At 59.5% G+C, this 19,797-nt stretch carries 17 protein-coding genes; 6 read left to right on the top strand and 11 right to left on the bottom strand.

The annotated features are described in order from the left end of the window. Positions 1-178: 178 nt before the first annotated feature. The 8 genes from JMV15_RS21385 to JMV15_RS21420 all read right to left on the bottom strand — a co-directional run bounded on the left by JMV15_RS21385 (position 179) and on the right by JMV15_RS21420 (position 8,983). Positions 179-961, bottom strand: coding sequence for a MetQ/NlpA family ABC transporter substrate-binding protein (locus JMV15_RS21385; protein WP_003187613.1), 783 nt, complete (start codon positions 959-961; stop codon positions 179-181). A 106-nt stretch (positions 962-1,067) separates the two neighbouring features. Continuing rightward, on the bottom strand, positions 1,068-1,994 hold the full coding sequence (locus tag JMV15_RS21390; RefSeq protein WP_014716443.1) for a sigma 54-interacting transcriptional regulator: 927 nt from the start codon (positions 1,992-1,994) through the stop codon (positions 1,068-1,070). Between the two features lie 48 nt (positions 1,995-2,042). Next, positions 2,043-2,624 carry an alpha/beta hydrolase gene (locus JMV15_RS21395; protein ID WP_014716442.1) on the bottom strand — a complete coding sequence of 194 codons (582 nt, stop codon included), beginning with the start codon at positions 2,622-2,624 and terminating at the stop codon, positions 2,043-2,045. 219 nt (positions 2,625-2,843) lie between these two features. Then, complete coding sequence (locus JMV15_RS21400) at positions 2,844-5,741, bottom strand: glycosyltransferase family 32 protein (RefSeq protein WP_014716441.1); 2,898 nt, start codon at positions 5,739-5,741, stop codon at positions 2,844-2,846. Between the two features lie 191 nt (positions 5,742-5,932). After that, positions 5,933-6,334, bottom strand: a complete 402-nt coding sequence (locus JMV15_RS21405; protein WP_014716440.1) for an ExbD/TolR family protein — start codon at positions 6,332-6,334, stop codon at positions 5,933-5,935. After that, positions 6,335-7,057, bottom strand: a complete 723-nt coding sequence (locus JMV15_RS21410; RefSeq protein ID WP_130175329.1) for a MotA/TolQ/ExbB proton channel family protein — start codon at positions 7,055-7,057, stop codon at positions 6,335-6,337. Between the two features lie 25 nt (positions 7,058-7,082). Beyond that, entirely contained in the window at positions 7,083-7,895 is an 813-nt protein-coding gene (locus tag JMV15_RS21415; protein WP_060767871.1) for an energy transducer TonB, read from the bottom strand. 236 nt (positions 7,896-8,131) lie between these two features. Further along, positions 8,132-8,983 (bottom strand): LysR family transcriptional regulator, encoded by an 852-nt coding sequence (locus JMV15_RS21420; protein WP_005783745.1) that lies wholly within the window; start codon positions 8,981-8,983, stop codon positions 8,132-8,134. A gap of 107 nt (positions 8,984-9,090) precedes the next feature. On the opposite strand from JMV15_RS21420, the gene JMV15_RS21425 reads away from it, so the two are divergent. Continuing rightward, positions 9,091-9,552, top strand: a complete 462-nt coding sequence (locus JMV15_RS21425; RefSeq protein ID WP_106111754.1) for a nucleoside deaminase — start codon at positions 9,091-9,093, stop codon at positions 9,550-9,552. Beyond that, on the top strand, positions 9,539-10,726 hold the full coding sequence (locus JMV15_RS21430) for a CynX/NimT family MFS transporter (protein WP_014716436.1): 1,188 nt from the start codon (positions 9,539-9,541) through the stop codon (positions 10,724-10,726). Before JMV15_RS21425 ends, JMV15_RS21430 begins: the two co-directional genes overlap by 14 nt. Here JMV15_RS21430 and JMV15_RS21435 read toward each other — a convergent pair. Then, positions 10,697-13,012 (bottom strand): TonB-dependent receptor, encoded by a 2,316-nt coding sequence (locus JMV15_RS21435; RefSeq protein ID WP_130175327.1) that lies wholly within the window; start codon positions 13,010-13,012, stop codon positions 10,697-10,699. The genes JMV15_RS21430 and JMV15_RS21435 overlap by 30 nt on opposite strands. Positions 13,013-13,167: 155 nt before the next feature. On the opposite strand from JMV15_RS21435, the gene JMV15_RS21440 reads away from it, so the two are divergent. The 3 genes from JMV15_RS21440 (at position 13,168) to JMV15_RS21450 (ending at position 16,531) form a co-directional block, all read left to right on the top strand. Beyond that, complete coding sequence (locus tag JMV15_RS21440; RefSeq protein ID WP_032901761.1) at positions 13,168-14,112, top strand: LysR family transcriptional regulator; 945 nt, start codon at positions 13,168-13,170, stop codon at positions 14,110-14,112. A gap of 105 nt (positions 14,113-14,217) precedes the next feature. Then, on the top strand, positions 14,218-14,679 hold the full coding sequence (locus JMV15_RS21445; protein ID WP_019819891.1) for an HIT family protein: 462 nt from the start codon (positions 14,218-14,220) through the stop codon (positions 14,677-14,679). A 244-nt stretch (positions 14,680-14,923) separates the two neighbouring features. After that, positions 14,924-16,531, top strand: a complete 1,608-nt coding sequence (locus JMV15_RS21450) for an alkaline phosphatase family protein (RefSeq protein ID WP_038448458.1) — start codon at positions 14,924-14,926, stop codon at positions 16,529-16,531. A gap of 126 nt (positions 16,532-16,657) precedes the next feature. Here the strand turns inward: JMV15_RS21450 and JMV15_RS21455 are convergent, their stop codons facing one another. Continuing rightward, positions 16,658-17,563, bottom strand: coding sequence for a TauD/TfdA dioxygenase family protein (locus JMV15_RS21455; protein ID WP_072434701.1), 906 nt, complete (start codon positions 17,561-17,563; stop codon positions 16,658-16,660). A 183-nt stretch (positions 17,564-17,746) separates the two neighbouring features. Between JMV15_RS21455 and JMV15_RS21460 the strand changes: the two genes are divergently transcribed. After that, on the top strand, positions 17,747-18,667 hold the full coding sequence (locus JMV15_RS21460; protein WP_106111752.1) for a LysR family transcriptional regulator: 921 nt from the start codon (positions 17,747-17,749) through the stop codon (positions 18,665-18,667). Positions 18,668-18,771: 104 nt separating this feature from the next. Here the strand turns inward: JMV15_RS21460 and JMV15_RS21465 are convergent, their stop codons facing one another. Continuing rightward, a complete protein-coding gene (locus tag JMV15_RS21465; RefSeq protein WP_106111751.1) occupies positions 18,772-19,773 on the bottom strand; it encodes an ABC transporter substrate-binding protein in 1,002 nt (333 codons plus the stop codon). Positions 19,774-19,797 lie beyond the last annotated feature (24 nt).

The raw sequence follows: 19,797 nt of genomic DNA on the forward strand, positions 1-19,797 counted from the left end.
CCAGGACGCTCTGCGTCCGCTCTAAAGTCGTGACGCAGAGCGTCACAGGAGACGTTCCCACGCGGAGCGTGGGAACGAGCAAGCCAGCTCCCACAGTTTTGACTGTATTTCAGATAAAAAAACGCCGACGCTGGAGTAGCCGTCGGCGTTGAAACCTTGAAGGGGGTTTTGGCTTACATCAGAACGCTGGCACCACCGCGCCGTTGTACTTCTTCTCGATGAAAGCTTTGACTTCCGGGCTGGTCAGGGCCTTGGCCAACTTCTGGATAGCATCGCTGTCCTTGTTGTCCGGGCGCGCCACCAGGAAGTTCACGTACGGCGACTTGGCGTCTTCGATGATCAGCGCGTCTTTGGCCGGGTTCAGGCCAGCTTCCAGGGCGTAGTTGGTGTTGATCAGGTCGAGGTCAACCTGGTCCAGCACCCGTGGCAGCAGGGCCGATTCCAGCTCTTTGAACTTCAGGTTCTTCGGGTTGCTGGCGATGTCTTTCGGCGTGGCCAGGGCGTTTGTCGGGTCTTTGAGGGTGATCACACCAGCCTTTTGCAGCAACAACAAAGCGCGGCCGCTGTTGGAGCCTTCGTTCGGGATAGCCACGGTGGCGCCGTCTTTCAGATCTTCGATTTTCTTGATCTTTTTCGAATAGCCGCCGAAGGGTTCAACGTGCACGCCCACCACGGTAATCAGGTTGGTGCCCTTGCCCTTGTTGAAGTTTTCCAGGTACGGCAGGGTCTGGAAATAGTTAGCGTCCAGGCGTTTCTCAGCGACCTGCACGTTCGGCTGTACGTAGTCGGTAAAGACTTTGATCTGCAGGTCCACACCTTCCTTGGCCAGGGTCGGCTTGATCAGCTCGAGGATTTCGGCGTGCGGGATCGGCGTAGCGGCCACCACCAGTTTCTCGTTGGCCTGGGCAAAGCCAGCAGTCAGGGCAGCCGCCAGAGCGGTAAACAACAGAACCTTTTTCATGCAATGTCCTTCTAACGACCGTTTTTATGTGAGGTGCCAGCGAAGTGCTATCGCGGCGTGGAAGGGACAATACCTAGATTTTTTATTCCCGAACAATATCTTTTATTCACGTTGATATTCCATTTTGTTCATACAGGAATTTACGCACCGATTCCGTCTCGGCCGGGCTGGCGCTGGCCAAAATTCGTCGTACTTGCTCCAGCGGTGAGCCTGCCGTCGGTAGGTTCAAATGTTCGGGCAAGATTTCATCGCCGCTGCTCACCAGCAAGGCAAAGTGAATAACGTTTTCCAATTCTCGCGTATTGCCCGGCCACGTGTGGTGTTCCAGCACCTGCTGGGCGGCGTCGCTGATCAGTGGCACCGGAAGGTCCAGGCGCTGGCTGTAGATGCCGAGGAAATATTCGGCCAGAGACAAGATATCCCCCACCCGCTCGCGCAACGCCGGCAGGTCCAACCGGCCCTCACTCAAATAATGGAACAGACGCTCATGAAACTTGCCCACGGCCACGGCCTGGGCCAGGTCGATGCTGGTCGCGGCCACCAGGCGCACATCCACCGGGCTGGGCTGGTGGGCACCGACGCGGGTGACTTCGTGGTTTTCCAGGGCCGCGAGCAATTTCACCTGGATCGGCAGCGGCAAGTCACCAATTTCATCCAGGTACAAGGTGCCGCCATTGGCCGAGCCAAACCAGCCCGCGCGGCTGCTCGCCGCGCCACTGTGACTGCCGGCGGCATAGCCAAACAACTCGGCATCCGCATAGGTGGGGCTGATGGCGCCACAGTTGACCGAGACAAACAGGCCTGTACGGTCACTGCCACGGTGGATGTGCCGCGCCAGCAACTCTTTACCGCTGCCGGTTTCTCCTCGAATCAATACGGGTAAGGCGCGCGGCGCAAGGCTTTCCAACTCTTCACGCAGTTGGCGTGAGCGTGGGTCGACGAACACCAGCGCCTTGGCGCGGATGCTCAACGGGCTTTTTTCAGCATCTGGAAAGGTCAGCAGCGGCTGGCCGAAGGTTTCATGCAGACTCATGGCAGGCTCCCGCCCCAATCCACACAGGGACGGGGCGTTGAAAAAATATTAGGCGCTGCGCCGAGCATGGTGCTCGAGGCGATGTTGCAGGCGATAGAGGTAAGCAAACCCTTGCTCCCAGCGGCGGTGGCCGGACTTCACATTGATATGCCCGGCGCCCGCCAAGATGCCGGCTTCGGCGCCCCACTGACGCGCCAGTTCCAGAGCCCTGGGGGCGCTCACGGCACTATCGTTGTCGGAGCTGACCACCTGGCTGGGAAATGGCAGCAGGTCAGTTGGAATAGGTGCGAAATTGCGCAGTGCAGGGGCACACGCAGGGCGCTCGACATCCGCCGGTGCCACCAGCAACGCGCCGCGTACCTGCCGCAAGAAGTGCACGGGGGCAGTGGCGGCCCAGTGGGCCACGGTGATGCAACCCAAGCTATGAGCGATCAGGATGACCGGCGTGCTGTCGGCAGCGATGGCCTCGGCCAGTGCGGCGACCCAATCCTCGCGACGCGGTGTCAGCCAATCGGCCTGTTCCACGCGGGCGCTGTTGGGCAGGCTGTTCTGCCAATGGGTTTGCCAATGATCTTCTGGCGATCCTTGCCAGCCCGGCACGATCAGATAACGAATCGACTCGCTGTGCATGGGTGTGCCCTCCTGCAGCGTTTAACGTTGCTGACCAGTATAGGGGCGACCCAACAATCAAATAAGGAATAAAAAGGAATTTATTAATAACCAAATTGCATTTTCGACATCAGGTCACGTTATCCTCATCCGAGGCGATCGCCGTCACTGAAGCCAGTCGCTGAGGCGGATAAACCCGCTCCTCAGCGACTGCAATCGACACCAGGTTTGTTTTACCAATCAGCGAGAATGATGCATAGACTGCTCTGAGCCAATGGAGACCCCGAACTTATGATTCATCGGCATGTAATAATCTCGCGCGCTCATATAGTTGGCACCATAGTCCTTGGGAAGTAAAAGACAAGCGTTCAACAGTTCTGTCACCTCTTCAACTACCGCGAAAAACCCATACTCCTTTTTTGCCAATACATCCCCAAACATTTTCGGCCCGGTGATTTCAAAAATTTTCTTCTCGTATTCTTTATAAGCGTGCTGTTCGGCGGCTGTCGAACTGTCACTCAGGAAAGCACGATTACTTTTCAACCACTCCTCATTGGCCTTATAGCGCTCATAGGCCTCTTCCAGGATCTCATCCAGCAAAGGATTATCGGCATGACTGGCGAAATTACTGGTATTGAAACCACTGAAGTCTGCTGGTTCATAAGTCACTGGCGAATTCATCAGGATATCGTTCGGTGTGGCTTTCAACGTGACGTTTCCCACATTGAAAGTCAGTGTATCGTCCGCATCCAGATATATTCCACCGTACTTCTTAAGCAATGCAACGCGCATCACATCCGATGAGGCCGCTAGATTTTGCCCTTGGCCGGCACGAAAGTACTGATACATTTCCCCATACTTGCCAGCCTTCAGCTCCCTGAAAGCCTCATCTGCCTGCAAATCATGCACTTCCAGACCGCCTACTTTGTGATCCAATGCAGACTTTATCTTTTGAAAAACACTCGCATTATTGGCATCTACATGAACGATCGACTTATAGCCCGGACTTTTCCTGGAGTTCTCAACAATATTGTTGAGCAAGTTCTCTGGCATCTCATTGCCAGCCCAAAAATAGTGGATAACCTTGGGCACCTCAGTGGCGCCGGAGGGTAACGATGGCAGTCTCGGTAACTTCAATGTCTTATTTATCATTGAAGCCGGTGCATTTTTATTCCCTTCGATCGCTTCAGCTTTTGTACCACTCATCCAGTTTTCTTGGCCTTTACGCCAATAAAACACGTCATTCACTCGACCGTTTTCGCTGACCCCACGCCATAGGCGGGCCTCTACGTCATACGTCACTTTAGTGCCGTATCGATCGACGAAAATCATGTAGTCTTTCGAGACCATTTGATGGACATCGTCCATGGGGACTGTGAACGCCTCATGGAGTTTCGGGGGCGAAACAGGGCTCATCGGATAACCAATCTGCCCATTGATTCGCCGTGGCGGATTGAAGAATGGGCGCCCTTGTTCAGTCACTTGAGTAGAGGCCTGGGCTGCAGCATCCGCTCCGGCTGCGACGCCCCCGCTGGCAAACCTTTCTGTTATCACTTTCGCCAGCGGCGCCCCCGCATGAGTGGCTAACGGCGGAGCAGCGTTCAATACCCCAAAAACAATTCGGTCCGCACCGGTCGATTTTCCTTTGATGGCATCATCAATACCAATACCGGCCTCGGCGCCCCCGGCTGCCAGGAAGAAAACATCCAGGCCTATTGCGACTTCCGGCATGACCAGGGCCAGGGGCGTCATGAACATGGCGACTTTGGTGGCCTCTTCCACCCCTTGCAGCACTTTGTTCTTGGTGTAGTCCCCATCACTGACGATCGCATTATCCGCGTCCGAATAAGACCGGGCCTTTTGTCGAACCTTGACTGCTTCGAAAGGGTCGCCCTGCAGCTGATCCACTGTGATAAACCGGTCCGGCACCCAGCCGTTGAGCCCTTTAAGGAAAGCATTACCCGACGCCTGCGCGTCCGACCAATTTCCCATCCCTTCCAGAGACTGACGTACACCGTCTGAAAACGACTTGTCAGCTTGATCCTTGAGAGAAAAGTGCGTCAGCAGCGATTCGCGCTTAACGGGGTCTGACGCCTGCCCCGCCAGCCACGTTTTCATTTGCTGCGGATTATCGAACCGATGAATGGGTGAGGAATTGCCAGGGATGTATAGCAACGTCAGCTGGGTTTTCCGATCGGTCACACACATCAAGTCGGTCGACTGCAAGCCATTGATGCTCAGCAAGCCGATCTCCAGATTCGGATCCTTGACGGCAGGCTTGGTAAAATCCTGAACCGTCAGCTCGGACCAATCCTTTTGCGCAACCGCCCCCAACGCACGCTGAGCGAGTGCCGCCTCAACCGGTCCAAGTGTTCCTTCCAGACGCTGTAGATTGATCGCTTTAACAAAGGATATTTTACTCAACGATGCATACGAGGCGCTGTGTTTGTCCCAAAATCCATCAAGCGTATTCTTGTAAAGTTGGGTGCGGTCTGTATCCCAGACCAAGGCTTTGAAATCTTCAACCGGAATGGGCACCTCAGTGGCCGCACTGTAGAGCGCAGAGCCCGGAGAACTCGGTTCCCGGTAAATAGCTTGGCGACTGCCTGCTTCCTGCACCCAGCCGTCAATTTTGTTGTAAACATACACTGCCGGCGAAAAATATTTGGCGATTTTTCGAAACCAGCCCTCATTATCTTCAATCGTAACATCTTGCCTGTTTTTCAAAGCCGCCTGGGTCAGCGTTATTTTTTCCACAACATCCTTTTCGTCATCGCCATTATCCTTGAACGTCACCAGATACGTTTTATCAGGATCAACTTCAATGCCCCACTGTTGTTTTATCTTCGCGGACAAAATAGTGGCAATCTCTTTTTCAGGAGACATAAAATCAGACGCATGCGTACTGATATAAGCATCTATTACAGGATTTGGCTTCAATACCTTGGGCCCGGCATTGGGTGCGTTAATGTGCTGATAACCGGCGCGATTCAAAGATAAACTTTGCCCTAACGGATGCCGTGGGCCAGGCCTATCGGACGGCCCAGAAAAAGCGACAGGTTTTTTTTCATCGGGCTGAGAAACCGGTTGTTGCGGGCTGACGAATGTATCTACCAAACGAATCGGAAAACGTACCATTCTATAAATTCTCCATTTATCGAAACTTTCCATGCGCCAGCCAGAATAATCATACGGTCATGAATTGCACGCTCAGAAACATTTAAAAACGTGTGAATTCTTTTCCTTTACTAACGCTATACCCTTCCAATAAAAAAAGGGCCGCACCCTGCCAAGGAAACGGCCCAAAAACGTGTCGCGGCTCTTTGAAACTAACGTGCAGTAATCACCGACAATTTGGTAATGCCTGCGCGCTCGATCGACGCCATGGCTCGCGCCACTTCGCCGTAGTTCACTCCATCGTCGGCCTGCAATTGCACCCGCACGTCGGGGTCCTTGGCCTTGGCCGCCTGCAGGTTGAATTCCAACAGGTCCGGCTGGATTGCGTCCTTGTTGATAAACAGTTTGCCCGCGCCGTCGATGCTCACCACCAACGGGTCTTTCTGCTCAACCGGCGCTACGGCCTGGGTTTTGGGCAGGTTGATGGGGATGGAGTTGGTCAATAGCGGCGCGGTGACGATAAACACCACCAGCAGCACCAGCATCACATCCACCAGCGGCGTGACATTGATCTCGCTCAGCACCTCATCGCTGTCTTGCGTGGAGAAGGCCATTCAGGATGCCTCCTTCACTTTCTGCGGGCTGCCGGCGTTGGCCTTGGCCAACGTCGGGTGCAGCAGCACGCGGAACGCGTTTTTCTGCGCCAGGCTGTAGAAGTCGTGGGCAAAGTCATCCAGGTCTGCCGCCGTCAGCTTCAGGCGACGCAGGAAGTAGTTGTAAACCAGCACAGCAGGCACCGCGACGGCGATCCCCACGCCGGTCGCCACCAGTGCCGCGCCGATGGGCCCCGCCACGGTTTCCAGGCTGGCGGACCCGGCAGCACTGATCCCCTTGAGCGCTTCCATGATCCCCCACACGGTGCCAAACAGGCCGATAAACGGCGAGGTGCTGCCGATACTGGCGACCACAGCCAGGCCGGTTTCCAGGGAGCGACGCTCACGCACGATTTGCTGGCGCAGGGCGCGTTCGAGGCGGTCCTGGTGATTGATCGCCTGGCTCAAATCCGCAGCGTGGGGGGTATCGCCCACCTGGATCGCGGCATAGCCGGCCTGGGCTACACGGGCGGCGGCGCCAGGCTGGGTTTCGGCGAGTTCGGCGGCCGAGTCGAGGCTCGATGCCGCCCAGAACTGTTTGTGAAACTTGCGATCCTGGGCCTTGAGGCGACCGAACTGCACGCCCTTGAGCAAGGCCAGGCCCCAAGTGGCGACCGAAAAGGCCACCAGCAGCCAGATCACCGCGCTTTCGATGGATTCAAGTGGAGATGCCAATGCCATGATGTTTTCCCTCTGCGCCGCTGAATAATTAATGAATCTTGAAATCGATGGGCACGCTCACCCAGCCGTTCTGGGCCACATCGCCCTGCTTGGCAGGCACGAAACTCCAGCGCTTCACCGCCGCCAATGCCGCGTCATCCAACTGCTGGCGACCACTGCTTTTTTGCACCTGGATCTCACCCGGTTTACCACTGGCCAGCACCTGCACCCGCAGCAACACCGTACCTTCCCAACCGCGACGCTGAGCCAGTGACGGGTATTCCGGCGCCGGGTTCTTCAGGTACGCGGCGTTGGCCGAAGCAGGCGTCACCGGCGCTGGCGCCGCGGGTGCGGGCGGTGCAGGTGGCGCTGGCGTCGGTGGTGCAGGTGGCTGCTCGACGGCCTTGGGGGCCGGCTTAGGCTCAGGTTTAGGCACGGGCTTGGGTTTGGGTTTCGCAACGGGTTTGGGCGGCGCCGGCTTGGCCGCCAACTCATCCACCACCGGCGGCGGTGGTTCGACCACAGGCGGAGGCGGTGGTGGCGGTACAGGCGGTGGCGGTTCAACCACCGGCGGCGCCGGCTGGGAAAATTCGATGGTCATCGGTGGAATTTCCGGCGGCACAATCGGCAGCACCGGCGTGGGTTTCTGGCTCACCCAATAGATCACTGCACCGTGCAGCGCCAACACCAGCAACCCGAGCAAAACCCCCTCGCGGCGGCTGGAAAAACGCTTCGGGGTCTTCTGCAGGCGCAATTGCCCCAACGGCGCGTGATGCGGCCGGCCAAGGTCGACCAACTCACCACTCGGTGCCGGGCGCCACTGCGCCTCGGGTGCACTGGCGGCGGTCTGGACATTGCCCATTGATTCACTCCCTGCGGTTCTTAAAAACCGACGGGGCCTGCGTGAAGGCCCGTCGAGGGCTGAATCATCGGTGCCAGACACTTATCTCTTAAAGTAATCTTTAAAGTTATACATAGAACAAAAACACATAAACAAAACAGCCGATCACGCCAAAGCCACGTGGCCCGTGGCCTGGCTTCAAGCCGTTGTCTTTCAATGCCTTAAAGGCATACAAAATATTCGGCAAAGGTATGGGCTCAGTGCGGGTTTCCACTGCACAAGGCCAGCAATTCACCCAGCAAACTCTGGCCCGCTGCGCCCAGACCACTGCGGCCATACAGGGCCAATCGCACGCCATGAACAGGCGGCAAGCCACTCTCTGGGCCGAGTATGCGATGGCCCGGTTGCAATACCCGTTCGGGCAATAAACTGATGCCCAAGCCTGCCGCCACCGCCGAACAAACGCTGGCCAGGCTGGCGCTGGAATAGCCGATGCGCCAACGCCAGCCGGCCCGTTCCAGATGGTGCAGCATGTCGTTGCGATACAGGCCGCCTACGGGGAAAGCCACCAGCGGCAGCGGGTCGCGGCCCAGGGCCGGAGTGCTCAGGCTGTCGACCCAGTACAAGGGCTCCGGCCACGACGCCACACAGTCGTCGCTGTCGCCCATCTGCTTGACCAGCAACACATCGAACTCACCGCCCCGGTACTGGCGCTGCAATTCAGGGCCCAGCCCGCTGGTGACTTCCAGTCGCACCCGTGGATAAGCCACGACAAATGCCGAAAGCAGCGGCATCAGGCGCTCGGCGGCAAAGTCCTCCGGCACGCCGAGGCGCAACACGCCGTCGCTTTGCTGGTTGATCAGCACATCGGCGGCTTCTTCGTGCAGCGCGAGGATGCGGCGCGCATACGCGAGCAGGCGCTCACCCTCGGCGGTGGCCACTACCCGGCGCTGGTCGCGGTCGAGTAACTGACACGCCACTGCGTCTTCCAGGCGGCGGATTTGTTGGCTGACGGTGGACTGGGTCAAGTGCAGTCGCTCGGCGGCGCGGGTGAAATTGCCGCAGTCCACCACGGCGACAAAGCTGCGCAACAACACGGGATCGAACAACGTCATCACCATTGTGTTTGCCACTGATTGGCATGTTTATATTTAATTTCAGAATACCTTGCTGGCTGCCCATACTTCACACCTTTCATCGCATCCGGGGGCCTTGTATGACCAACGATCAAGCACACCTGCAACGCGCTATCGCCTTGGCCCGCGCCAACGTCGCCCAAGGTGGCCGCCCCTTCGGTGCTGTGCTGACGCGCAACGGTGAAGTGCTGGTGGAAGCCGCGAATGAGATACACCTGACCCAGGACCCCACCGCCCACGCCGAGCTGCTGGCAATTCGCGCAGCGAGCCGGCAGCTGGGTGCACGCTTGGAAGGGTGCGTGATCTACGCCAGCGGCCAGCCTTGCCCGATGTGCCTGAGTGCCATGTACCTGTGCGGCGTCGAGCGCGTAGTGTTTGCCGCCAGCAACGAAATGGCCGAGCCGTTCGGCCTGTCGACGGCAGCCATCAGCCAGCAGGTTGGCTTGCCCATCGACGCGCAATGCCTGCCCATTCAGCACCTGCCCGATGCCGCAATGACTGCGCTGTATCACCAGTGGAAAACCCTGCATGACCCTGAATAAATCCCTCGCCGGCTGGGGCCTGCTGGTGGTGCTCGGCCTGAACCTGCGCCCCATCCTCAGTTCCATCAGCCCGCTGCTCGGCGAGATTCGCCAGGCCACCGGCCTGAGCTTTCAGAGCAGCGCCCTGCTCACCAGCCTGCCGGTGATCTGCATGGGGTTGGTGGCACTGGTGGGCGTGCGCGTGGAGGCGCGCTTGGGCGAGCGTCGCGGCATCGCCCTGGGCTTGTTGATGATTTTGCTGGCGTGCCTGGCGCGCTGGCTGATGGGCCAGGCTTCGGCACTGCTGGTTACCGCGCTGCTCGGCGGTGCGGGCGTGGCGCTGATCCAGGCGCTGGTGCCGGCGATGATCAAGCGCGAATTCCGTCACCGCGTGCCGGTGGCGATGGGCGTGTATTCGGCCTCGCTGATGGCCGGTGGCGGCCTGGCGGCGCTGCTCAGTCCGGTGGTGGCCACGCATTTCCAGCAATGGCAAGCAGGCCTGGGTGTGTGGCTCTTGCCGGCGCTGGGGGCGTTGTTGCTGTGGGCCTGGCTGCCGCTGGGCGCGGCGCGAAACCCACAGCAGGCCCCTGCGTTCAAAGGGTTGCGTAACCGCCGCGCCTGGCTGCTGGCGCTGTATTTCGGCCTGGTCAACTGCGGCTACATGAGCATGGTCGCGTGGCTGCCCGCCTACTATCAGCAACTGGGTTGGGGCGTGCTGCCCAGCGGGTCATTGCTGGCGTTCATGACGATTTTTCAGGTGACGGCCGCTCTGTTGATGCCAGTGCTGGCGCAACGCGGTATCGACCGCCGCCCATTGCTCAGCATCAGCCTGCTGGCGCAAACCATCGGCTACCTGGGCCTGATCATTGCGCCGCAGGAATATCCCCACCTGTGGGTGGCCTTGTGCGGCTTCGGGTTAGGGGCGTGCTTTGCCCTGAGCTTGCTGCTGACCCTCGACCACCATCGCGACCCACGCCAAGCCGGGCAACTGGCGGCGTTCGTGCAAGGCGTGGGCTTTTTGATCAATGCGATTTCGCCGTGGCTGACCGGCTGGCTGCGCGAGCTTACCGGCAACTTTGTCAGTGCCTGGGTGGTGCTGACGGTGACGGTGGTGGCGATGCTGCTGGTGACGCGGGTGTTCAGCCCGGCCACCTATCGCACCGACCTAGAAGTCGTAGCGCCCAGTCACGCCTAGGGTGCGCGGCGTGCCCAACAGGCCCTCGTAACCGCCGTTACCACCGGTCCACAGGGTGGTGTAGTAGGTTTTGTCGAAGGCGTTTTTCAGCCACAGCGACACATCCCACTGCCCTTGGTCATAGTCGCCGCGCAAACCGGTAGACAGGTTGACCACCGCATACGCCGGGATCTGCCCGTAGTCGGAATCTTCCACCGTGCCCACCGCCTTGGAACGGAACGCGTAACTGGCGGTGACATAGGGTTCGAAGCCGTTCGCCAGGTTCCACTTGTACTCGCCGTTGGCGTTGGCGATCCACTTGGAGGCGCCCATTACCTGATGGCCGCTCAGGTCGCAGGATGCCGGCGCACCGGGACGCAGGCTGGTTTCCGGCGGGCACGGCGCGTCCTTGTAAGACAGGTACGTCACGTCATTGAAGGAGCCGTTGATGTTCAGGGTCAGGCCCTTGATCGGCACCAGGGTGCTTTCGACTTCCACGCCCCGCGAGCGTACCGAGCCGGCGTTGGTCAGGTACTGAACGCGGTTGTCCTGGTCGTAGGCGTTGGTCTGGTAGCCGTTGACCTGGGTCCAGAACAGGTTGGCATTGAGCTGCAGGCGGCGGTCCCACAACGTGCTCTTGAAGCCTAGCTCGGCGTTGTTGGCGCGCTCGGTGCCGATCAGCAACGAGTCGGCTCCGGCCGTCGGCGCAGACCCCACCGCCAGGTTCACACCGCCGGACTTCTCGCCATGGGACAGCGTCGCGTAGCCCAGCAGGTTTTCATTGAAGTGATAACTGAGGTTGAGCAGCCCCGACGGCGTGGCGCTGTATTGCGACAGGTCGCCCGAGTCATAGGCCCCGGTACGCCCGCGCCGCGCCGTGGCAGCAGCCCCGCTGACCGCCGCGCCACCGACGGGCGCATTGCGCGTGACCCAGGCGCTTTTCTCTTCGTAGGTGCCACGCAGGCCGGCGGTGAAATCCAGGCGTTCGGTCAGGTGCCAGGTGCCTTGGGCGAACAGCGCGAAGCTGTCGGTGCGGATATGCCCGTTGCCCACACTGCTCACGTTGCTCAACGCACCGGCAGGTGTGCCGTTCCAGATATCGGCCTTGGGCCCGTAGTAGGCAAAGGATTTGTTATCCAGGTCGGAGCCGAAGTAGTAAGCGCCGAGCACGTAATCGAAGAAACCACCGCTGGGCGACGCGAGGCGGAACTCCTGAGACCACTGCTTATCTTCCACCGAAACCCCGGCGTTATACGACGCCGGTACGTTGAGGCCATCATCGTTGCGCGGGGTGAAATTCCACCAGCGATAAGCACTCACCGAGGTCAGGGTGAAGTCGCTGGGCAGCGTCCAATTGGCTTCCAGCGACGTACCGCCCTGGAACACCGTGACGTGCTGGTCGTTGTCGAGGTTGACCTTGCGATGGGTGCCGTCCACCAAAGTTGCGCCCGCCGCGTTGGCCCGGGATTGATACAGGTTGGTGCCATTGATGGTCGGGCCGGTGCTGTACAGCACGCGGGTGCCGGCGCTGGAATCCTCTTCGTTGTAGTCACCGATCCAGCGCAGGTTGAACGCTTCGTTGGGCTTGTACAGCAGTTGCCCGCGAAAGCCTTGGCGCGAACCACCGTTAAGATCATGGCCGTCGTACTCGTTCTTGATATCGCCGTCGCTGCGCGTGCGATAGGCCGAGAAACGCCCTGCCAAGTCCTCGGTGAGCGGGCCGGAAATCGTGCCCTTGGTCTGGAAATAACCGTCCTCGCCCAGGGAAGTTTCGATGCTGCGCTCGGGAGTAAAACTCGGCGCGCGCGTACTGATATTGATCACGCCAGCGGTGGTGTTCTTGCCGAACAACGTGCCCTGGGGGCCGCGCAAAACCTCAAGCTGCTCAATGTCCATCAGGTCGAACACCGCCATGCCCGGGCGCCCGAGGTAGACGTTGTCGATATACAGCCCCACGCTGCCTTCCAGGCCATCGCTGGCCGGGTTGTTGCCCAGGCCGCGGATCGACACGCTGGACTGGCGCGCATGCATATAGGCGACGTTGACGCTGGGCACCAGTTGCTGCAAATCCTGGATGCGGTACACCCGCTGGGTTTCCAGGGCCTGGCCGCCGAGCACGCTCATGGGCGTCGGCACGGCCTGGGCACTTTCGGTACGCCGCCGGGCAGTGACCGTGACAGTTTCCAGTTGGCCACTGGCGCTTTCGCCCTTGCCGGCAGGCGTGGGTGTTTCAGCGGCCTGGGCCGGCGACCAACTGCTGCTACCGGCCACTAGAACAGCCAGGGGCAAGGACTTGAACAGACTCATAAGCGGCTCCAAAACCCCGGAATACTCGTCGCCTCATATTCATAAAGGTTATTTATTTATGTTTTTACGAACATTTACTGCATAAGAGATAGCCTTTATAAGGAGTCGACCTAATGCATAGCCAATGCATTTCCCGGATATTTTTGATGTGAAAAATGCATATCGACCTGCGCCAGCTTCGCCACTTCATCGCGCTCGCCGAACAGCGCAGTTTCGTCGCGGCAGCAACGGCGGTGAACCTGTCGCAGTCGGCGTTCAGCCGCAGCATCCAGGCCCTGGAACACAGTGCCGGCTGCCAACTGGTCGACCGTGGCCGCAAAGACCTGGCGCCCACCAAGCAAGGCCAGGTGCTGCTCGAGCATGCACGGCGCCTGGTCAGCGGCGCACAACAACTGGCCAATGAAATCAGCCAGTTCAACGGCCTGGAAGCCGGTGAACTGCGTTTCGGTTGCGGCCCCGCGCCGGCAGCTGGGTTAGTCCCACGTGCCATCGGCAGTTTTATCGGGCGCTACCCCAAGGCCCGCGTGCAGTTCCAAGTGGATGACTGGCAAAGCCTGGGCAAGCGGCTGCTCAGCGAAGAGTTCGAATTCTTCGTCGCCGACACCCGCCACTTCGAAGCCAACCCCGACTACCACACCCACCGCCTGCGCCCGCGCCGTTGGCACTTCTGCTGCCGCGCCGGGCATCCCCTGGCCGCACGCAACAGCGTCAGCGCCGCCGAGCTGATGAGCTACCCGCTGGCAGTGACCATCCGCCCGCCGAACCTGCGCAAAGTCATCGTCGACCTCAGCGGCCGGCCGGATTACCAGCCCAATGTGGAATGCGAAAACGGCTACAGCCTCATGGGCGTGGTATTGCGCTCGGACGCCATCGGCATCGTCAGCGCCAACAGCGACGTGCTGCACATGGCGCGGGGCGAACTGGTGTGTTTGCAGATTGAGGGGTTGGACGAAAACCTGGAGGAGCGCTACACCCGCTACGGGATCGTCAGCCGTGCAGGGTATCGGTTGTCGCCGCTGGCGCAGGCGATGATTGAGCAGATCAAGGAGATTGACGAGAGGGACGAGGATGTTTATGCGTTGGAAAATATTGCGGTCTGACTAAGCGGTGAACAGCGGCCCGCAACGTCAGTGAAGTCATCGTTAGATAACAAAGATCACATACAAGAGGGTCTACCTTTTGACTCGCACGAGGAAGCGCGTTTGATGGACTGTATTTTTTGCAGTATTGCCCGCCGTACTGCACCCTGCCACCTCCTATGGGAAGACCAGACCCACATGGCCTTTCTCTCCATATTTCCCAACACCCCGGGGTTCAGTGTCGTTATCCCCAAAACCCATCATGGCAGCTATGCGTTTGCCGAACCGGACGCCGTGCTGTGTGACTTGGTCATCGCAGCCAAAAAGACGGCGAAGCTTTTGGACAAAGCACTAAAAGGTGTGGCTAGAACAGGCATGATTCTGGAGGGTTATGGCGTCGATCATCTGCACGCCAAATTATTCCCGATGCACGGGACCGGGGAAGATAGCGCCTTCAAAAAAATCAGTTCGACCCAGGACAAATATTTTGAGCGTTATGAAGGCTATGTCTCCTCCCATGACGCGGCCAGGGCAGATGATAAAGCGCTGGCAGGACTGGCCGCTCACATCAGGTCCTTCGCCGGGTAAGCCTGCTCCCCACAATTGGATCGCGGGTGTGCCAGGTAGATATGTATCTGCTGTCAGGCCGTCATCGCAGGCAAGCCAGCTCCCACAGGGGAATGCATTTCAACTGTGGGAGCTGGCTTGCCTGCGATGACGCCAGCAGCCACACCCATGCACTCAATGCATAGAACCCAGTCCCCAAATGCACTTGCCAGAGCGCCCCTCGAACGGCGAAAAACCCCACCTGTCCTCCGTTCGGTAAATTCCCATGTCTGACCCCAAACCCGTGCGCAACGTGCTCTACATCATGTGCGACCAACTGCGCCGCGACTACCTGTCCTGCTACGGCCATGCCCATCTGCACACGCCGAATATCGACCGCCTGGCCGCCGCCGGCGTGCGTTTCAGTCGGGCCTATACACAAGGCACCATCTGCGGCCCGTCGCGCATGTCGGCCTACACCGGGCGCTATGTCAGTAGCCATCAGGTGGCGTGGAACGCAGTGCCGCTGCCGCTCGAAGAGCTAACGATCGGAGACTACCTGCGCCCCCATGGCATCCGCACCGCACTGGTGGGCAAGACCCACGCCACGCCGAACCTTGAGGCCTTGCAGCGCCTGCAGATCGACCCCGACAGTGCCCAGGCCGAGCCACTCAATGAGGTCGGTTTCGATGCGTATCTGCGTCACGACGGCATCTACCCCGACAGCCCGCTGTTCGAGGATAAGCGCGAGTCCGCGCCCTACACCCAATACTTGCGTGATCACGGCTACCACGGCAGCAACCCTTGGCACGAATGGGCCAACGCCGCCGAAGGTGAGAACGGCGAAGTGCTCAGCGGCTGGCATATGCGCAACGCCGGCAAACCCGCACGGGTGGCCGAAGAACATTCGGAGACCGTCTACACCACCGACCGCGCCATCGACTTTATCGACGAACAAGGTGAACAGCCCTGGTGCCTGCACCTGTCGTATATCAAGCCGCACTGGCCCTACATCGCGCCGGCGCCGTATCACGCGCTGTACGGTACCGAGCATGTGCAGGCGCCGATTCAACCTGAACACACCAGCGATCACCCGGTGTACCAGGCATTTCGCCAACACCAGGAGAGCCAGAATTTCTCCCGTGACGAGGTGCGCCTCACGGTGATTCCGACCTACATGGGCCTGATCAAACAGATTGACGATCAACTCGGGCGGCTGTTTGATTTTCTGCAAAGCACTGGCCGTTGGGATGACACGCTGATCGTGTTCACCAGCGACCACGGCGACTTCCTCGGCGATCACTTCCTTGGCGAAAAAGAGTTTTTGCTGGAGCCTGCGGTGGGCATTCCGTTGATCGTGCGCGACCCGCGTGCCGGCGCCGATGTCAGCCGCGGCACCGTAGACGAGCGCCTGGTGGAAACCATCGACGCCCTGCCCACCTTCCTCGACGCCTTGGGCTTGCCCGCCGCCGACCATCGCCTGGAAGGCCGCTCATTGATTCCATTGCTGCAGGGCGCACAACCCACCTGGCGCCGCTATGCCATTGCCGAATACGACTACGCCTTCCAGGCTCCCGCTCGTGAGCGCCTGGAGCAACCCATCGACCGTTGCCGCATGACCATGGTGCGCAGCGAGCGCTGGAAGTACCTGGCCTACGACGGCTTTCGCCCGCAACTGTTCGACCTGGAAAACGACCCGCAAGAACTGCACGACCTGGGCAGCGATCCCGCCTATGCCGAGGTACGCGAGACGCACCTGGGTTATCTGTTCGACTGGCTGCGCGGGTTGAAGCGGCGCACCACCATCAGCCACACGGAGGTTGAGGTGCGCGGGCAATGGTTTCGTTATGGTGAGCCAGAGGCAGAGAAAGTGGTGAAGATCGGAGTCTGGTAAACACCACAAATCCAAATGTGGGAGCGGGCTTGCTCGCGAATGCAGTGGGTCAGTTGATGAATACGTCGACTGACACTGCGCATTCGCGGGCAAGCCCGCTCCCACATTTTTTAATCTTCACTCAGATTAAAGACCTTTAGTGGTTTTGCTTGATTGCCCCTGCACCCCCACCGGCACATCCCCCTTGAGCGTAACCCGGCGCACGATGCGCTCCTGGGTGCCGTAGTCGTCCACCGCGTAATGCTGGGTGGCACGGTTATCCCAGATCGCCACGTCGCCGGTGTTCCAGCGCCAGCGCACGGTGTTTTCCAGGCGAGTGACGTGGCCTTGCAGCAGGTTGAACAACTGCGCCGACTCTGCCTGGGAGTAGCCTTTCAGGCGTTTGACGAAGTGCCCCAACAGCAGGGTTTTCTCACCACTGACCGGGTGCACGCGCACCACCGGGTGTTCGGTTTCGTACACCGTGGAGGTGAACACCTTGCGGTATTCCTCCAGCTTCTCCACCGCCACATCCGGCTTGCGGGCGGCATAGTCGTATTCGTTGCTGTGCACTGCCCAGAGGTGGTCAGCCAATGCGCGCAGTTCCACGCTCAGGTCGTTGTAGGCAGCGGCGGTGTTGGCCCATACGGTGTCGCCGCCGGAAGCAGGCGCCAGCACCGAACGCAGGATCGAGGCCTTTGGGTACGCATCGACGAAAGTCACGTCGGTGTGCCAGGAATTGGCGCGCTGGCCACGGGTGCCATCCAACTCCATCAAGAACCGCGTGCCGTCCCGCACCGGCACCGTCGGGTGGGCAATCGGCTCGCCGAGCAGGTGAGCAAAGGCTTCCTGGCTCTGGTCATCGAGATGGGTTTGTTCGCGGAAGAAGATCACCTTGTACTGCACCAGCGCCTGCTGGATGGCCTCGACGGTGGCGGCATCCAGCTCACCGGACAGTTTGATGCCACGGATTTCGGCGCCGATCCGCCCGGCTACCGGGTGAATATCGAGTGGTTGGGCGATGGGTTGAACGGCTAATGCGGCGTTGCTCATTGTGATGACCCTCATGTGCCTGCGAAACGGTGGGGGACGCTTCCAGCAACGCTCTATCCATATGCAATTTAGGTCTAGCAAATGAATGAATGCTTCGTTGACGGAATAAGAACTTGCATTTAAAACCTCAGCTTGCTCGGTCGCAAATGCCTTCGACCTATTTTTAAAATGCCGGGAAAGCATATGGATCTTCGCCAACTGCGCTACTTCATCGCCCTCAACGAACACCGCAGTTTCGTGCGTGCCGCGGACGCTATGGGCATCACCCAACCAGCGTTCAGCCGCAGTATCCAGGGGCTGGAACAGGAGTTCGGTTGCGTGTTGGTAGACCGTGGCCACAAGGACTTGCGCCCCACGCCGGAAGGCCAGGTGGTGTTGCAGCACGCCCTGAGCCTGGTGCATGGTGCAGCGCTGCTGAGCAGTGAAGTGACGCGCATGACCAAGCTCGACGCCGGCGACCTGCGTTTCGGCTGCGGCCCGGCGCCAGCCGTGAAACTGGTGCCGGATGCGGTGGCGCGGTTTATCAACGCCCACCCGAAAATCCGTACCACGTTTCAGGTGGATAACTGGGAAACCCTCAGCCGCCGCCTGAGCCGTGAAGAGATCGATTTTTTTATCGCTGACATCCGTCAGTTCGAGGCCGACCCGAATTTCCAGACCCGCGCACTCACCCCCAAACGCGGGGTGTTTTTCTGCCGACCCGGCCACCCTTTGCTGGCCAAGGACAGCCTGTCCACCAACGATATGTTCGACTACCCGCTGGCGGCGCCGCTGATCTCCCAAGGCATTCGCAAACTGCTGGCGAACCTGAGTGGGCGTATGGATTTTTCACCCAGTATTCAGACCGAGCACTTCCCGGCACTGGTGAGCATCGTGCTGCAAACCAATGCCATCGGCGTCGGCACTGAAGAAGCCTTTGCAGAGGACATTGCCAGGGGGGCGCTGGTGCTGCTGCACTGGCGCAACTTGCCGCAGCACATGGACACCCTGAGCGCACGCTGCGGGATCGTCAGCCGCACGGGGTCGCGGTTGTCGCCGGCGGCGAAGGCGATGATCGAGACCTTGGTGGAGGTGGATAGCCAGCAGGTCAGTGTGGCGGTTTGAAGGGCCTCATCGCAGGCAAGCCCGCTCCCTCATTTGAGCGTTGAACACATTCAAGTGTGGGAGCTGGCTTGCCTGCGATAGCGATAGCCCAGGCACCGACAAGCTCAGAGCCCTGCCGCCACCAGCCCAGGCGCCACCCAATCACTCACCTGAAACGACTTGCGAATCAACTTCTCCCTGGACGCCAAGTCCACCGCATCCTGCAATTTGCCCAGGAACACCGGGTCTAGGGTCGAGGGGAAAACTTCGCTGAGTTTCTGGTCTTTCAAATCATTGGTGAGGATCACCGGCGGGTAACTGGCCAGCCCTGACACCAGTGCGATGTACGCCTGTTTGTTGTTGTCATCGGTCAACCACTGCACCGCTTGCTGCTGGGCCTTGAGCAACGTGGCCACTGCGTCTGGGTGTTCATCGACGAATTTGGAGCTGCCCACCAGCACGGCCTGGATGCTGCCGGCATCGCCCAGGTCCTTGGTGGTCAGCGGTATTTCTGCCAAACCTTTGGCCTGCAACGCCGTCAGGGTGGACCCGCCCCAGGTGGCGTCAATCTGCTTGGCGGCCAGGGCGGCAGCGGCCGCGTTGAAGTCCAGGTTGATCACCTTAAGGTCCTTCTCGCTCAAGCCCTGGCTGGCCAATGCGCTGTCGAACGACAACTGGCTGGCCGTGCCTCGGAACACCGCCACGCGCTTGCCCTTGAGGTCTTGCAAGGTCTTGATGCCGGAGCCCGGCACCACGCCGAGGTAGTGTTTCACTCCCCGTGCAGAGGCGCTGAGCAGCCGCGTATCCAGGCCATTGGAGCGGCCGATGATCGCTGCCAGGTCGCCCAGATAGGCCAGGTCCACCTGGCCGTTGGCGAACGCTTCATTGATCACCGGACCGGCGCCCTTGAAGTAATTCCACTGGATCTTGATGCCTTGCTCGGCAAAGGCTTTTTCAAAGATCTGCTGTTCACGCAACACGTCGGTGATGCCACCGCCGCTGTGCTGGCTGCCGGCACTGAGGTCGGGCACTGCGATGCGGATTTCCTTGAGGTCGGCGGCATGCACCAACCCGGCCAGGGCGGTGCCGGCGAACAGGCTGATCAGACGTTTAAAGGGCAGTTTCATAAGCGCAGCTCCTGGTGGGCGACG

The sequence above is a fragment of the Pseudomonas paracarnis genome, from assembly GCF_904063055.1.
In the GTDB taxonomy this organism is placed as follows: domain Bacteria; phylum Pseudomonadota; class Gammaproteobacteria; order Pseudomonadales; family Pseudomonadaceae; genus Aquipseudomonas; species Aquipseudomonas paracarnis.

What these genes read in the sequence shown, in the direction of transcription:
- JMV15_RS21385 (WP_003187613.1), bottom strand. Translation starts at nt 961, where the DNA reads ATGAAAAAGGTTCTGTTGTTTACCGCTCTGGCGGCTGCCCTGACTGCT.
- JMV15_RS21390 (WP_014716443.1), bottom strand. Translation starts at nt 1,994, where the DNA reads ATGAGTCTGCATGAAACCTTCGGCCAGCCGCTGCTGACCTTTCCAGAT.
- JMV15_RS21395 (WP_014716442.1), bottom strand. Translation starts at nt 2,624, where the DNA reads ATGCACAGCGAGTCGATTCGTTATCTGATCGTGCCGGGCTGGCAAGGA.
- JMV15_RS21400 (WP_014716441.1), bottom strand. Translation starts at nt 5,741, where the DNA reads ATGGTACGTTTTCCGATTCGTTTGGTAGATACATTCGTCAGCCCGCAA.
- JMV15_RS21405 (WP_014716440.1), bottom strand. Translation starts at nt 6,334, where the DNA reads ATGGCCTTCTCCACGCAAGACAGCGATGAGGTGCTGAGCGAGATCAAT.
- JMV15_RS21415 (WP_060767871.1), bottom strand. Translation starts at nt 7,895, where the DNA reads ATGGGCAATGTCCAGACCGCCGCCAGTGCACCCGAGGCGCAGTGGCGC.
- JMV15_RS21425 (WP_106111754.1), top strand. Translation starts at nt 9,091, where the DNA reads ATGACCAACGATCAAGCACACCTGCAACGCGCTATCGCCTTGGCCCGC.
- JMV15_RS21430 (WP_014716436.1), top strand. Translation starts at nt 9,539, where the DNA reads ATGACCCTGAATAAATCCCTCGCCGGCTGGGGCCTGCTGGTGGTGCTC.
- JMV15_RS21435 (WP_130175327.1), bottom strand. Translation starts at nt 13,012, where the DNA reads ATGAGTCTGTTCAAGTCCTTGCCCCTGGCTGTTCTAGTGGCCGGTAGC.
- JMV15_RS21440 (WP_032901761.1), top strand. Translation starts at nt 13,168, where the DNA reads ATGCATATCGACCTGCGCCAGCTTCGCCACTTCATCGCGCTCGCCGAA.
- JMV15_RS21445 (WP_019819891.1), top strand. Translation starts at nt 14,218, where the DNA reads ATGGACTGTATTTTTTGCAGTATTGCCCGCCGTACTGCACCCTGCCAC.
- JMV15_RS21450 (WP_038448458.1), top strand. Translation starts at nt 14,924, where the DNA reads ATGTCTGACCCCAAACCCGTGCGCAACGTGCTCTACATCATGTGCGAC.
- JMV15_RS21455 (WP_072434701.1), bottom strand. Translation starts at nt 17,563, where the DNA reads ATGAGCAACGCCGCATTAGCCGTTCAACCCATCGCCCAACCACTCGAT.
- JMV15_RS21460 (WP_106111752.1), top strand. Translation starts at nt 17,747, where the DNA reads ATGGATCTTCGCCAACTGCGCTACTTCATCGCCCTCAACGAACACCGC.
- JMV15_RS21465 (WP_106111751.1), bottom strand. Translation starts at nt 19,773, where the DNA reads ATGAAACTGCCCTTTAAACGTCTGATCAGCCTGTTCGCCGGCACCGCC.